This window comes from Pseudomonas sp. TWR2-1-1, from assembly GCF_049897045.1.
In the GTDB taxonomy this organism is placed as follows: domain Bacteria; phylum Pseudomonadota; class Gammaproteobacteria; order Pseudomonadales; family Pseudomonadaceae; genus Aquipseudomonas; species Aquipseudomonas versuta.
In genome coordinates, this window is record NZ_JAFCVM010000003.1 from 127,698 (window position 1) to 141,488 (window position 13,791).

The 13,791-nt window shown below is 58.6% G+C and carries 12 protein-coding genes; all 12 read left to right on the forward strand.

The window, feature by feature from the left end:
* The first annotated feature begins 86 nt into the window (after positions 1-86).
* Entirely contained in the window at positions 87-1,505 is a 1,419-nt protein-coding gene (gene leuC / locus ACP7BO_RS08760; protein WP_060692956.1) for a 3-isopropylmalate dehydratase large subunit, read from the forward strand.
* 10 nt (positions 1,506-1,515) lie between these two features.
* On the forward strand, positions 1,516-2,160 hold the full coding sequence (gene leuD / locus ACP7BO_RS08765; protein ID WP_397456994.1) for a 3-isopropylmalate dehydratase small subunit: 645 nt from the start codon (positions 1,516-1,518) through the stop codon (positions 2,158-2,160).
* A 114-nt stretch (positions 2,161-2,274) separates the two neighbouring features.
* Complete coding sequence (locus ACP7BO_RS08770) at positions 2,275-3,042, forward strand: class I SAM-dependent methyltransferase (RefSeq protein WP_426209678.1); 768 nt, start codon at positions 2,275-2,277, stop codon at positions 3,040-3,042.
* Positions 3,043-3,107: 65 nt separating this feature from the next.
* The gene (gene leuB, locus ACP7BO_RS08775) at positions 3,108-4,190 is read left to right on the forward strand and encodes a 3-isopropylmalate dehydrogenase (protein WP_003446163.1); all 1,083 of its coding nucleotides are present in this window, start codon (positions 3,108-3,110) and stop codon (positions 4,188-4,190) included.
* 68 nt (positions 4,191-4,258) lie between these two features.
* Positions 4,259-5,371 carry an aspartate-semialdehyde dehydrogenase gene (gene asd, locus ACP7BO_RS08780; protein WP_060692948.1) on the forward strand — a complete coding sequence of 371 codons (1,113 nt, stop codon included), beginning with the start codon at positions 4,259-4,261 and terminating at the stop codon, positions 5,369-5,371.
* 155 nt (positions 5,372-5,526) lie between these two features.
* Positions 5,527-6,537, forward strand: a complete 1,011-nt coding sequence (locus ACP7BO_RS08785; RefSeq protein WP_426209681.1) for an aspartate-semialdehyde dehydrogenase — start codon at positions 5,527-5,529, stop codon at positions 6,535-6,537.
* An 84-nt stretch (positions 6,538-6,621) separates the two neighbouring features.
* Positions 6,622-8,973: a FimV/HubP family polar landmark protein gene (locus ACP7BO_RS08790; RefSeq protein ID WP_426209683.1), complete on the forward strand. Its 2,352-nt coding sequence runs from the start codon at positions 6,622-6,624 to the stop codon at positions 8,971-8,973.
* A gap of 167 nt (positions 8,974-9,140) precedes the next feature.
* Positions 9,141-9,965 (forward strand): tRNA pseudouridine(38-40) synthase TruA, encoded by an 825-nt coding sequence (gene truA, locus ACP7BO_RS08795; RefSeq protein ID WP_060692943.1) that lies wholly within the window; start codon positions 9,141-9,143, stop codon positions 9,963-9,965.
* A 59-nt stretch (positions 9,966-10,024) separates the two neighbouring features.
* Complete coding sequence (locus tag ACP7BO_RS08800; RefSeq protein WP_426209685.1) at positions 10,025-10,648, forward strand: phosphoribosylanthranilate isomerase; 624 nt, start codon at positions 10,025-10,027, stop codon at positions 10,646-10,648.
* A gap of 270 nt (positions 10,649-10,918) precedes the next feature.
* Positions 10,919-11,839, forward strand: coding sequence for an acetyl-CoA carboxylase, carboxyltransferase subunit beta (gene accD, locus ACP7BO_RS08805; RefSeq protein WP_397456988.1), 921 nt, complete (start codon positions 10,919-10,921; stop codon positions 11,837-11,839).
* Complete coding sequence (gene folC, locus ACP7BO_RS08810) at positions 11,836-13,143, forward strand: bifunctional tetrahydrofolate synthase/dihydrofolate synthase (RefSeq protein WP_426209687.1); 1,308 nt, start codon at positions 11,836-11,838, stop codon at positions 13,141-13,143. Before accD ends, folC begins: the two co-directional genes overlap by 4 nt.
* On the forward strand, positions 13,127-13,753 hold the full coding sequence (locus tag ACP7BO_RS08815; RefSeq protein WP_426209689.1) for an SPOR domain-containing protein: 627 nt from the start codon (positions 13,127-13,129) through the stop codon (positions 13,751-13,753). Before folC ends, ACP7BO_RS08815 begins: the two co-directional genes overlap by 17 nt.
* Positions 13,754-13,791 lie beyond the last annotated feature (38 nt).

Consider the following 13,791-nt stretch of genomic DNA (forward strand, 5'->3'; position numbering starts at 1 on the left):
GAGTTATTCACTGTAACGCCATAGGATCGACCTCACAAGCCAAGTGGGTATTGGCATAGAAAAGAAGCTGATGAGGAAACCGTCTGATGGCCGGCAAAACGCTCTACGACAAGCTCTGGGATTCGCATTTGGTGAAACAGCGCGACGATGGCTCGGCGCTGATCTACATCGATCGTCATATCATTCATGAAGTGACGTCGCCGCAGGCCTTTGAAGGGCTGCGTCTGGCAGGGCGCAAGCCTTGGCGTATCGATGCCAACATCGCGACCCCGGACCATAACGTACCGACCACGCCGGAGCGCAAGGGCGGGATCGAAGCAATTGCTGACCAGGTTTCCCGTTTGCAGGTGCAAACCCTCGACGACAACTGTGACGAGTACGGCATTACCGAATTTAAAATGAACGACATCCGCCAGGGGATCGTTCACGTCATTGGCCCCGAACAGGGCGCGACCTTGCCGGGCATGACCGTGGTTTGCGGTGACTCGCACACCTCGACCCATGGTGCATTCGGCGCGTTGGCCCACGGTATCGGCACTTCCGAGGTCGAGCACGTGCTCGCCACGCAGTGTCTGGTGGCCAAGAAAATGAAAAACATGCTGGTCTCGGTTGAAGGTCAATTGCCGTTCGGCGTGACCGCCAAGGACATCGTGCTGGCAGTGATCGGAAAAATCGGCACCGCAGGCGGCAATGGTCACGCCATTGAGTTTGCCGGCAGTGCGATTCGTGATTTGTCGGTTGAAGGGCGCATGACCATCTGCAACATGTCGATCGAAGCCGGTGCCCGGGTGGGCCTGGTTGCAGCGGATGAAAAGACCGTGGCCTACGTCAAGGGTCGCCCGTTTGCACCCAAGGGCGCCGAATGGGATATGGCTGTCGAAGCCTGGAAGGATCTGGTTTCCGATGCCGACGCGCAGTTTGACAGCGTCATCAAGTTCGATGCCGCACAGATCAAGCCGCAAGTCAGCTGGGGTACCTCGCCTGAAATGGTTTTGGCGGTTGATCAGAACGTTCCCGATCCGGCGCAGGAAGCTGATCTGGTTAAACGTGGCTCGATTGAGCGGGCCTTGAAGTACATGGGCCTGAACGCCAATCAGGCGATCACCGATATCCAGTTGGACCGGGTGTTCATTGGCTCATGCACCAACTCGCGGATCGAAGACTTGCGCGCTGCTGCCGTGGTTGCCAAGGGCCGCAAAGTGGCTTCCACCATCAAGCAAGCGATTGTGGTGCCCGGCTCGGGCCTGGTTAAAGCCCAGGCAGAGTCCGAAGGTCTGGACAAGATTTTCCTGGAGGCCGGTTTTGAATGGCGCGAACCGGGCTGTTCGATGTGCCTGGCCATGAACCCGGACCGCCTGGAGTCGGGCGAGCACTGCGCGTCGACCTCCAACCGTAACTTTGAAGGCCGTCAGGGCGCCGGTGGCCGTACTCACCTGGTGAGCCCGGCAATGGCCGCTGCAGCCGCTGTGAACGGTCGTTTCATCGACGTCCGCGAATTGGTTTAAGGAGCTCCGCATGAAAGCTTTTACTCAGCACACCGGGCTTGTCGCTCCTTTGGATCGGGCCAACGTGGATACCGACCAGATCATTCCCAAGCAATTTTTGAAATCGATCAAGCGCACCGGCTTTGGCCCGAACCTGTTTGACGAGTGGCGCTATCTGGATGTTGGGCAACCGTACCAGGACAACTCCCGGCGCCCGTTGAACAAGGACTTTGTGCTCAACGCCGAGCGCTATCAGGGTGCCAGCGTGTTACTGGCCCGTGAAAACTTCGGCTGCGGCTCCAGCCGTGAGCACGCGCCCTGGGCGCTGGAAGAATACGGCTTTCGCAGCATCATCGCGCCGAGCTATGCCGACATCTTCTTCAATAACAGCTTCAAGAATGGCTTGTTGCCGATCATTTTGAGCGACGCAGAGGTTGATGAGCTGTTTGCTCAGGTCGAGGCCGAGCCGGGATATCAGCTCAGTATCGACCTTGAGTCGCAAACTGTGACTCGTCCGGATGGCAAGGTGCTGAAGTTTGAGATCGATGCCTTCCGCAAGCATTGCCTGCTCAACGGTCTGGACGATATCGGCCTGACGTTGCAGGACGACGTGGCGATTGCGGCGTTTGAAAGCAAGCATCGCGCGAGCCAGCCCTGGTTGTTTCGCGACGCTTGAGAAGAGCTCGCGAGCAAGCTCGCTCCTACCGGAGTCGCGTAGTGCCGGCTCTGATCGCGAGGCAAGCTCGCTCCTACAGCGATCAGGGTAGTCAATTAAATAAAGGACCTCAGCATGACCAGCACCGCACGCCACAGTCAGGTTGTACAAAAGCAATTCGGTGAACAGGCTTCGGCCTATTTGAGCAGTGCCGTGCATGCGCAAGGCACCGAGTTCGGCCTGCTACAGGCTGAGCTGGCGGACAAGCCGGATGCCCGGGTACTGGATCTGGGGTGCGGTGCCGGTCATGTCAGTTTTCATGTGGCGGCACTGGTTAACGAGGTGGTGGCCTACGACCTGTCGCAGCAAATGCTCGATGTTGTCAGCGCGGCCGCCAAAGATCGTGGTCTGGGCAATATCAGCACCCAGTGCGGTGCGGCGGAGCGTCTGCCGTTTGCCGATGGCGAGTTTGATTATGTGCTCAGCCGTTATTCGGCTCACCACTGGAGCGACCTGGGCCAAGCCCTGCGCGAAGTGCGGCGGGTGCTCAAGCCCGGCGGTGTAGCCGCTTTTATCGACGTGATGTCCCCCGGTAGCCCGCTGTTCGATACTTATCTGCAAAGTGTCGAGGTGCTGCGCGATACCAGCCATGTACGTGATTACTCTGCTGGCGAATGGCTGCGCCAGGTCAGTGAGGCCGGGTTGCATACGCGCAGCACACAGCGTCAGCGTTTGCGTTTAGAGTTCGGCTCCTGGATTGAGCGCATGCGTACGCCCGTGACCATGAGCGTGGCCATTCGCCAGTTGCAGCAGTCAATGGGCACTGAAGTGCGCGATTATTTTGAAATCGAACCGGATGGTTCGTTCAGTACCGACGTATTGGTTCTTTGGTGTGAAAGATAAAAGCACCGGACAATAAAAATTAAGGATGCCCCTTGGGGGATCAACTGACAGGTAGCGAGAGACCCATGAGCAAGCAGATTCTGATTCTCCCAGGTGACGGTATCGGCCCGGAAATCATGGCCCAGGCTGTAAAAGTGCTGGAGCTGGCCAATGACAAGTTCCAGCTCGACTTCGAGCTGACCCATGACGTGCTCGGCGGCGCAGCCATCGACAAGCATGGCGTACCGCTGGCAGATGAAACCCTGGAGCGTGCCCGTGCTGCCGACGCAGTATTGCTGGGTGCCGTGGGTGGCCCTAAATGGGACAAGATCGAGCGTGACATCCGTCCTGAGCGCGGCCTGCTGAAAATCCGTGCGCAACTGGGGCTGTTCGGTAACTTGCGTCCGGCCATTCTTTACCCGCAACTGGCTGATGCTTCGAGCCTCAAGCCTGAAATCGTTGCCGGGCTGGATATTCTGATCGTTCGTGAGTTGACCGGCGGTATTTACTTCGGCGCGCCGCGTGGCACCCGTGAGCTGGAAAACGGCGAGCGTCAGGCGTATGACACGCTGCCGTACAGCGAAAGCGAAATTCGCCGTATCGCCCGGGTCGGTTTCGATATGGCCCGTGTACGCGGCAAAAAGCTGTGCTCGGTGGACAAGGCCAACGTGCTTGCCTCCAGCCAGCTGTGGCGCGAAGTGGTCGAGGAAGTGGCCAAGGACTACCCGGACGTTGAACTGAGCCACATGTATGTCGACAACGCCGCGATGCAGCTGGTGCGTGCACCCAAGCAGTTCGATGTGATCGTGACCGACAACCTGTTCGGTGACATCCTGTCCGACGAGGCTTCGATGCTGACCGGTTCCATCGGCATGCTGCCGTCGGCCTCCCTGGATGCCAACAACAAAGGCATGTACGAGCCGTGCCACGGCTCGGCGCCGGACATCGCGGGTCAGGGCATTGCCAACCCGCTGGCAACCATTTTGTCGGTCTCGATGATGCTGCGCTACAGCTTCAATCAGACCGCTGCTGCCGATGCCATTGAGCAGGCAGTCAGCCTGGTTCTGGATCAGGGCTTGCGTACCGGAGACATCTGGTCGGCAGGTTGCACCAGGGTCGGAACACAGGAAATGGGCGATGCAGTAGTCGCGGCGCTACAGAATCTGTAATCTCTCTGGCCCGTTACTTCCTGTTGGTGGAAGTAACGACCCCACTTTTTGTTAAAGGTGTCGTTGTGATGAAGCGTGTAGGTCTGGTCGGTTGGCGCGGTATGGTTGGTTCCGTGCTCATGCAGCGGATGCTGGAAGAGCAGGATTTCGATCTTATTGAGCCGGTGTTTTTCACTACCTCCAATGTCGGTGGACAAGGTCCGTCTGTGGGCAAGGATATCGCCCCGCTCAAGGATGCTTACAACATTGAAGAGTTGAAAACCCTCGATGTAATCCTGACCTGCCAGGGCGGCGACTACACCACGGAGGTGTTCCCCAAGCTGCGTGAGGCGGGCTGGCAAGGTTACTGGATCGATGCGGCCTCGAGCCTGCGGATGCAGGATGACGCGGTGATCGTTCTGGATCCGGTCAACCGTCGCGTGATCGATCAGCAGCTGGATGCGGGCACCAAGAACTACATCGGCGGCAACTGCACTGTCAGCCTGATGCTGATGGGGCTGGGCGGCCTGTTTGAAGCCGGTCTGGTGGAGTGGATGAGCGCCATGACCTATCAGGCGGCCTCCGGTGCCGGCGCGCAGAACATGCGCGAGCTGATCAAGCAAATGGGTTCGACCCACGCTGCTGTCGCGGATCAACTGGCCGATCCGGCCAGCGCCATCCTCGATATCGACCGTCGTGTCGCCGAAGCCATGCGCAGCGATGCATACCCGACCGAGAACTTCGGCGTGCCATTGGCCGGCAGCTTGATCCCGTGGATCGACAAAGAGCTGCCAAACGGTCAAAGCCGCGAAGAGTGGAAGGCGCAGGCCGAAACCAACAAGATCCTGGGTCGTTTCAAAAACCCGGTTCCTGTGGACGGGATCTGCGTACGTATCGGTGCGATGCGTTGCCACAGTCAGGCCTTGACCATCAAGCTGAATAAAGATGTGCCTATTGCCGACATCGAAGGTTTGATCAGCCAGCACAACCCTTGGGTCAAACTGGTGCCCAATCACCGCGAAGACAGCATCCAGGAGCTGAGCCCGACCAAGGTCACAGGTACCCTGAATGTGCCGGTTGGCCGTCTGCGCAAGTTGAACATGGGTTCGCAGTTCCTCGGTGCGTTCACCGTGGGTGACCAGTTGTTGTGGGGCGCGGCCGAGCCGTTGCGCCGCATGCTGCGGATTCTGCTGGAGCGTTAATCGCCACCGGTTGCAGCCAGGCCTGCTTCTCGCAAGAGAGGCGGGCTTTTTAATGAGCGCCACTTTCTAGCCGCGCCGTACCCGGTACTGTCCGTTGCCTGCAAGGGTCACGCCCGGTACAGTGCCGCTCCCCACGTTTCGCCTGAGGTAGATGCATGAACCAGTCCTTTGATATCGCCGTCGTTGGCGCCACCGGCACTGTCGGCGAAACCATTGTGCAAATTCTTGAAGAGCGCAGTTTTCCGGTTACAAACCTGCACTTGCTGGCCAGCAGTGAGTCCGCCGGGCATTCGGTGCCTTTTCGGGGCAAAAACGTAAGAGTGCGTGAAGTCGATGATTTCGACTTCAGCAAAGTGCAGCTGGTGTTTTTTGCTGCCGGCCCGGCCGTGACGCTGAGCTTTGTCGCCAAAGCCAGCGCCGCCGGTTGTGCAGTGATCGATCTGTCCGGTGCCTTGCCTGCGGCCCAGGCGCCACAAGTGGTGCCCGAGGCCAATGCCCAAGTGTTGGCCGGTTTGAAAAAGCCGCTGCAAATCAGCAGCCCGAGCCCGTCGGCGACCGCGCTTGCCGTGGCGTTGGCGCCACTGCGCGGCTTGCTGGATATTCAGCGGGTCACTGTGACGGCGTGTCTGGCAGTTTCTGCTCAGGGGCGTGAAGCCGTCTCCGAACTGGCGCGACAGACAACGGCGCTTCTGAATCTGCATCCGCTGGAGACCAGTTTTTTTGATCGCCAGATGGCATTTAACCTCCTGGCTCAGGTGGGCAAGCCTGATGCACAAGGCCACGTGCCTCTGGAAAAACGCCTGGTTGGCGAGCTGCGTGAAGTGTTGGGCATGCCCGCGCTGAAAGTTTCGGTCACCTGCATTCAAGCTCCCGTGTTTTTTGGCGATAGCTTTAGTGTCTCGGTGCAACTTGCCGGGCCGGTCGATCTGGATGCGGTCAATGTGGCGCTTGAAGCCGCAGAAGGCATCGAGCTGGTTGAGGCGGGCGACTACCCTACGGCTGTAGGCGATGCGGTAGGGCAAGACGTGGTGTATGTCGGTCGCGTGCGCCATGCTGTAGACGATACGTCTGAACTTAATTTCTGGATGACGTCAGATAACGTAAGAAAAGGCGCAGCTTTGAATGCCGTGCAACTGGCTGAGTTGTTGATAAAAGACCTTCTGTAAAAGATACTTGGCGTCAATTTCCAGCAGGGTTCCAGAAGCTATACAGGCCTCGTGGACGAGGCCTGTATCAATAAGGAAGAGGCTATGCTTCAGGTTCGCAAATTAGTGTTAGCAATTGCCGCCGCTTCGGCGCTGTCATCCGGTATGGCGCAGGCGCTTGGGCTCGGAGAGCTGACCCTGAAGTCGACTCAGAACCAGCCTCTGCTGGCTGAAATCGAGCTGTTGGACGTCAAGGATCTGACCGCTGCTGAAGTTGTGCCCAGTCTGGCCCCGCCTGACGAGTTCACCAAGGCCGGAGTGCCGCGTCCGGCATTTCTCGATGACCTGCGTTTTACCCCGGTGATCAATGCCAATGGCAAGAGCGTGCTGCGAGTCACCTCCAGCCAGCCCTTGTCCGAGCCCTTCGTCAAGTTCCTGGTACAGGTGATGTGGCCAAGTGGCCGCTTGTTGCGTGACTACAGCGTATTGCTGGATCCGGCCAAGTTCTCTCCTCAAACCGCGGCAGCTGCCTCTTCCGCCCCTGCAAGTGCGTCTGGCCAATACACCACCACGTCCCGTGACACGCTTTGGGAAATCGCCGCGAAGGCGCGCAATGGCGGCTCGGTCCAGCAGACCATGCTGGCGATTCAGGCGCTCAACCCTGATGCCTTTATCAACGGCAATATCAATCGGCTTAAAACAGGTCAGGTATTGCGCTTGCCGGATGCCGCACAAAGCGTTCAGCTGTCCCCTGGCAAGGCCGTCAATGAAGTCGCTTCACAGAATGCCGATTGGCGCAGCGGGCGTCGTACGACACCTCTGGCCCAGCAACTGGATGCGACAGGTCGCCAGTCCGTTGTGGCCAAGGCTCCTGCCAGGGCTGACAGTACTGACAGCCTGAGCCTGGTTGCTGCGAGTGCAGCCAAGGGCAAGGGGGCGGTTGGGGATGCCAAAAATGTCAGTGACAAGCTGGCGATGACCGAGGAGGGGCTGGACTCCGCGCGTCGTGAAAATGCCGAGCTGCAAAGCCGGATGCAGGATTTGCAAAGTCAGCTGGACAAACTGCAGCGTTTGATCGAGTTGAAGAACGACCAATTGGCCAAGTTGCAGGCTGACAGCTCGACACCTGTCGATCCGGCAGCGGCGATACCCGCACAGTTGGCGCCCCAAGCCGGGGATTCTCCGGAAGCGGACATCGCTGCGGCACAGGAGGGTGCGCCGGCGACTGCGGTACCACCGGCTCCGGCGCAGGATGGCAGCGCGACTCCGCGTGCAGAACGTAATATTCAGGACTTGCTGGGCAGCCCGGTGCTGATGGGGCTGGTCGGTGGTGCAGCGGTCTTGCTGTTGTTACTGCTGTTGCTGCTGGCACGTCGACGTAAAGCTCAGCAGACCGCTCTGAAGCATGCGCGGATGGCTCGCGAACTTGAGGAAGAAGCTGAGTTTCCATCTGATCTGGACATGCCGCCCGGCAGCTTTGAAGGGCTTGAAGTTCCACCGCCGAGCGTCAAGCTCGATGCGGCACCGGCACCGGCACCGGCAGCACCAGCGGCCCCCGTCATTGCACCTGTGGTGGCTGGCGTGTCGTTGTCCAAACCGGGGGCTGATGCACTAATACAGGCAGAGCAGCTGATTGAGCAGCGCCAACTGAACGAGGCTGAGCAGTTGCTTGCAGGCGCCATCGAGCAAGAGCCGCAACGCAGCGATCTCCGCCTCAAGTTGATGCAGGTCTATGGCGAGTTGGGTGAGCGTGATGCTTTTATCGCTCAGGAGCGTCAGCTGGTTGCCAATGGCAAAAATCATGCTGAGGTTGAACAGCTCAAGCAACGCTATCCGGCCATGGCGCTGGCTGCCGGTATCGCCACGGCTGCTGTTGCCGCTCAATTGCAGGCCCAGTTCGTCAAGGAAATGATGCGCGATGATCGGGAAGTCGAGCCGGAGCCGCAGAACACACTTGATGAGTTTGATCAGGACTTTGACCTGAGTCTCGATGATCTTGAAGCGGCTTCGCCTGCGGAGCTGGCGCCCGAGAGCAATCCCGATAGCGAGCCAAGCTTTGAAGATGTATTGAAGCAACAGGCTGAGGCGTCCGGGGACGACTTGTCCGGCTTTGATCTTGATCTGCCGGCTGATTTCGACTTGTCGCTGGCTGACGAGCCGGCTGCACCTGCCGCCGAGCCGGACAGCTTTTCGCTTGAACTGGACAAGGTCAATGCCGAGTTGCAGCGCTTGTCGCAAAGCCTTGAGCAGCCATCGGTATTGCCGTCTTTTGCCGATGAGCCCGAGTTTGACTTCTTGTCGGGTGCTGATGAAACGGCGACCAAGCTTGACCTGGCTCAGGCTTATATCGATATGGGTGATGACGAAGGTGCCCGCGACATCCTGACGGAAGTTGTAGAAGAGGGTAACCCGCAGCAGCAGGCTGAAGCTCTGGAGTTGTTGTCACGACTGGCGTGATCCCCCGGCGATTGATGTCAGGTCCTGGACGGCGCAAACCCTGTGCTGATTCAGGCCTGGCATCATTTGTTTCATGGCGTCTTTGCGGGTGCGCCTTATAATGGCCGACTTTGCGTTCATGAGCAGGCTGTAGCACCTTGGCAAATATAGATAACCCGGCAGCTGAAATGGCCGCCGAAGGCTTTTCCCGAATCGCGTTGGGCGTGGAATACAAAGGGTCGCGTTACAGCGGCTGGCAACGTCAGGCCAGTGGTGTGCTGACGGTCCAGGAAACCCTGGAAAACGCCTTGTCGAAAGTCGCTGCGTCCCCGGTTTCATTGCTCTGTGCAGGTCGCACCGATGCGGGTGTCCACGCCTGCGGACAAGTGGTGCACTTCGACACCCGGGCCGAGCGCTCGCTCAAGGCCTGGGTCATGGGCGCCAACATCAACTTGCCCCATGACATCAGTGTCAGTTGGGCCAAGGTCATGCCAGCGCATTTTCATGCGCGCTTCAAAGCTATCGCCAGGCGTTATCGCTATGTGATCTACAACGATCAGATTCGCCCTGCGCACCTGAATCAGGAAATAACCTGGAACCATCGCCCGCTGGATGTCGAGCGGATGGCCGAAGCGGCCCGTTACTTGTTGGGCGTGCACGACTTCAGCGCGTTTCGTGCCGGTCAGTGCCAGGCCAAATCGCCGGTCAAGGAACTGCATCACCTGCGGGTGACGCGTCACGGCCAGATGATCGTGCTGGATATTCGCGCCAGTGCTTTTTTGCATCACATGGTGCGCAACATTGCCGGGGTGCTCATGACCATCGGTACAGGCGAGCGGCCGGTGGAGTGGATGAAGGAAGTGCTGGAGAGCCGGATACGCCGCACGGGGGGCGTGACCGCGCATCCTTATGGCCTGTATCTGGTGCAAGTTGAATATCACGAAGAGTTCCAGTTGCCGCAACGTTACATTGGCCCACATTTCCTGACCGGTTTTACCGAACTGGACGGCTGACGCCCGGATAAGCATTTGTTACCATCCGGGGCTTTCGCGTTTCTTGAGGTGTAATCGACATGTCAGCCGTTCGCAGCAAGATCTGCGGTATTACCTGCATAGATGATGCGCTGGCAGCTGTAAATGCCGGGGCTGACGCCATCGGCTTTGTGTTCTACGCAAAAAGCCCGCGGTCGGTAACGGCGCAGCAAGCGCGCGGGATCATTGCCGCCTTGCCGCCTTTTGTGACCACGGTCGGGCTATTCGTCAATGCCACTGCTTGTGAGCTCAATGAAACACTTGATGCTGTGCCGCTGGATTTACTGCAGTTTCACGGCGATGAAACCCCTGAACAGTGCGAGGGTTATCACCGCCCTTGGATCAAGGCGTTGCGAGTGAAGGCGGGTGATGACATCGCTGCTGCCTGCAAGGCATATGCGCGCGCCAGTGGCATTTTGCTGGATACCTATGTAGAAGGCGTACCCGGGGGAACCGGCCAGGCATTTGACTGGTCATTGATACCGCAGGGTTTGAGCAAGCCGATTATTCTCGCAGGCGGTTTGTCTGCCGGGAACGTGGCGCAGGCTATTGCTCAGGTACGGCCTTATGCCGTTGATGTCAGTGGCGGTGTAGAAAAGAGCAAGGGCATCAAGGACCACGACAGGATTCGTGCCTTCATGCAGGCAGTTCGCGCAACAAACTGATGCGCGATGTGACGGTTGGCAGTCTGCCACCGTCCATCATTACCGCTGTATAACGCAGGCGGGCCCGGTGGTTCGACGGGCATAAATTAAACTGGCGGCCGCTCTGGGGCGTGTTGTCGGGAAGGCTGAGGGTCCGGGGGTTACGCTGGTTTGCCGTGTGCTGACCGCTTCACCCGGTAATCATCGCCACACACCTAATGAATTTAGCTCAAGGGCATACACGGGGCCTGAACCCAAGCGTTCTGGCCACCGGTACTGGAGAAAGAAAGCATGAGCAACTGGTTGGTAGACAAGCTGATTCCTTCGATCATGCGTTCCGAGGTCAAAAAGAGCTCGGTACCTGAAGGCCTGTGGCACAAATGCCCGTCTTGCGACGCTGTGCTTTATCGTCCGGAGCTGGAAAAGACCCTGGACGTTTGCCCCAAATGTAATCACCACATGCGTATCGGCGCACGTGCCCGCATCAATATCTTCCTGGATGCCGATGGCCGTAACGAGCTGGGCGCCGATCTGGAGCCTGTAGACCGTCTTAAATTCCGTGACAGCAAAAAGTACAAGGACCGTCTGGTCGGTGCGCAAAAGCAGACGGGCGAAAAAGATGCCCTGATCTCCATGAGTGGCACCCTGTTGGGTATGCCGGTCGTGGTATCTGCATTTGAGTTCTCCTTCATGGGCGGCTCGATGGGTGCCATCGTTGGCGAGCGTTTTGTCCGTGCTGCCAACTACGCACTGGAAAATCGCTGCCCGATGGTCTGCTTCGCAGCCTCCGGCGGTGCGCGGATGCAGGAAGCCCTGATCTCCCTGATGCAAATGGCCAAGACCTCAGCGGTACTGGCGCGTCTGCGCGAAGAAGGCATCCCGTTTATCTCCGTATTGACCGACCCTGTCTATGGCGGTGTATCAGCCAGCCTGGCGATGCTCGGCGATGTGATCGTGGCTGAACCCAAGGCCCTGATCGGCTTTGCCGGCCCGCGTGTCATCGAGCAGACCGTTCGTGAAAAACTGCCTGAAGGCTTTCAGCGCAGCGAGTTCCTGCTGGAGCACGGCGCAATCGATTTGATTATTGCCCGTCAGGAACTGCGCCCGCGTCTGGGTAACCTGCTGGCACAAATGATGGGTCTGCCTACGCCTGTGTTCGTGGCGCCGCCTGTTGAAGCAATCGTTGTCCCGCCGGTGCCTGCAAATATATGACTGAGCGCACCCTTGGCGAGTGGCTCGCCTATCTTGAACAGTTGCATCCATCTGCCATCGACATGGGCCTGGATCGCGCACGCGAGGTAACGAACCGCATGGGCCTGCAAAAGCCCGCGCCTCGGGTGGTGACGGTCACTGGCACCAACGGCAAAGGCTCAACCTGCGCGTTTGTAGCGTCCTTGCTGCGAGCGCAGGGGCTGAAGGTGGGGGTTTATAACTCGCCTCATCTTCTGCGCTACAACGAGCGCGTGCAGATCGATGGTGCCGAGGTCTCTGACGAGCAGCTTTGTGAAGCCTTCAGTGCTTTGGAGGCGGGACGGGGCCAGACCTCGTTGACGTATTTCGAAATGGGCACGCTGGCCGCCTTCTGGCTGTTCGAGCGTGCGCAACTTGATGCCGTGGTGCTGGAAGTCGGTCTGGGCGGGCGACTGGATGCGGTCAATCTGGTAGACGCCGACCTGGCGTTGGTCACCAGTATTGGCGTGGATCACGTGGAGTACCTCGGTAATACCCGTGAGTCCGTCGCTTATGAAAAGGCCGGCATTTTTCGCGCAGGCAAGCCCGCTCTTTGTGGTGACTTGAACCCGCCTCAACCCTTGCTCGACAAGGCACGTGAGTTGGGTTGCCCTCTGTTTGTGCGTGGTCGTGACTTTAATCTGGCCACTGCTGACACTGTTTGGCATTGGCAGGGTCTGAATGCGGCAGGGCAGGTGGTTGAATTGCGCGACTTGCCGCTGCTGGATTTGCCGATGGAGAACGCAGCGCTGGCCTTGCAGGCTTATGCGCTGACAGAGCTGCCTTGGCAGCCTGAACGAATTATTGAAGCGTTGCTGGTTACGCACGTGACCGGCCGGCTGGATCGCCGTCAGTTCAACTGGCACGGCAAAACCCTGAACATGCTGCTTGATGTGGGCCATAACCCCCATGCAGCGGAATATCTGGTCCGACGTCTGGAGCAGCGCCCGGTAGCGGGCAAGCGCCTGGCGGTATTTGGACTGCTGGCAGACAAGGACCTGGATGGCGTAGTGTCACAACTGGCGCCTGTGGTGGCTGAGTGGGCTGTGGCCCCGTTGAACACCGGTCGCACCCGGTCTGCAGCTGAGCTTCAAGCCTCGCTGCAGGGGCTGGGGGCATCGGTATCGGTTTTTGACAGTGTCGGCGCGGCGCTTGAAGCGCAGTGCCAGCAGGCGACCCCGCAAGACGAAATCCTGTTGTTCGGATCATTTTATTGTGTCGCTGAAGCGCTCGAATGGTTGGAGCGGCGTGCCACGGAGGAGGCTGCAAATGGCTTTGCTGGATAAGGTATACAAGCAGCGAATGGTGGGCGCCCTGGTACTGGTGGCGCTGGCGGTGATTTTTTTGCCGATGCTGTTTTCCCGTGAGGATGAACAGCGCCAGATTCAGGTCGACGCGCCGGCAGCGCCGCAGATGCCGGTCATGCCTGAGGTAAAGGTTGAGCCGGTTCCGGTGCCCGAGCCTCAGGTGATCGCTCAAGAGCCTGCGCCGCCAGAACAGGAAGCCGTCGTGCAGCAGCCCTCGGCACCGGTAGCCCCGCCAGTAGTGAAGCCTGTCGTTGCAGCCCCGAAACCACCGGCTGTTACTCCGGCTCAGGCTGTGGCCCAGGCGCCGGCCAAGCTCGATACCACGCAAAAGCGTCTTGATCCCAATGGTTTACCGATCAGTTGGTCTGTTCAGCTGGTGAGTCTGTCCAATCGCGCGAGCGCCGATAGCCTGCAAAAAACCCTTCGAAATCAAGGTTATAACGCTTACGTCCGGTCGTCGGGCGGGATGAATCGGGTTTTTGTCGGTCCATTGCTCGAGCGGGCAGAGGCCGATCGCCTGCGCGATCTGCTCGGCAAGCAGCAAAATCTCAAGGGTTTTGTGGTGCGCTTCCAGCCAGAGCGTGGTTGATCGGATAAAAAGGTGTCATCTGATTGCCAAAGCACTGA

Coding starts and splice junctions, on each gene's coding strand:
- leuC (WP_060692956.1), top strand. CDS start 87: ATGGCCGGCAAAACGCTCTACGACAAGCTCTGGGATTCGCATTTGGTG.
- leuD (WP_397456994.1), top strand. CDS start 1,516: ATGAAAGCTTTTACTCAGCACACCGGGCTTGTCGCTCCTTTGGATCGG.
- ACP7BO_RS08770 (WP_426209678.1), top strand. CDS start 2,275: ATGACCAGCACCGCACGCCACAGTCAGGTTGTACAAAAGCAATTCGGT.
- leuB (WP_003446163.1), top strand. CDS start 3,108: ATGAGCAAGCAGATTCTGATTCTCCCAGGTGACGGTATCGGCCCGGAA.
- asd (WP_060692948.1), top strand. CDS start 4,259: ATGAAGCGTGTAGGTCTGGTCGGTTGGCGCGGTATGGTTGGTTCCGTG.
- ACP7BO_RS08785 (WP_426209681.1), top strand. CDS start 5,527: ATGAACCAGTCCTTTGATATCGCCGTCGTTGGCGCCACCGGCACTGTC.
- ACP7BO_RS08790 (WP_426209683.1), top strand. CDS start 6,622: ATGCTTCAGGTTCGCAAATTAGTGTTAGCAATTGCCGCCGCTTCGGCG.
- truA (WP_060692943.1), top strand. CDS start 9,141: ATGGCCGCCGAAGGCTTTTCCCGAATCGCGTTGGGCGTGGAATACAAA.
- ACP7BO_RS08800 (WP_426209685.1), top strand. CDS start 10,025: ATGTCAGCCGTTCGCAGCAAGATCTGCGGTATTACCTGCATAGATGAT.
- accD (WP_397456988.1), top strand. CDS start 10,919: ATGAGCAACTGGTTGGTAGACAAGCTGATTCCTTCGATCATGCGTTCC.
- folC (WP_426209687.1), top strand. CDS start 11,836: ATGACTGAGCGCACCCTTGGCGAGTGGCTCGCCTATCTTGAACAGTTG.
- ACP7BO_RS08815 (WP_426209689.1), top strand. CDS start 13,127: ATGGCTTTGCTGGATAAGGTATACAAGCAGCGAATGGTGGGCGCCCTG.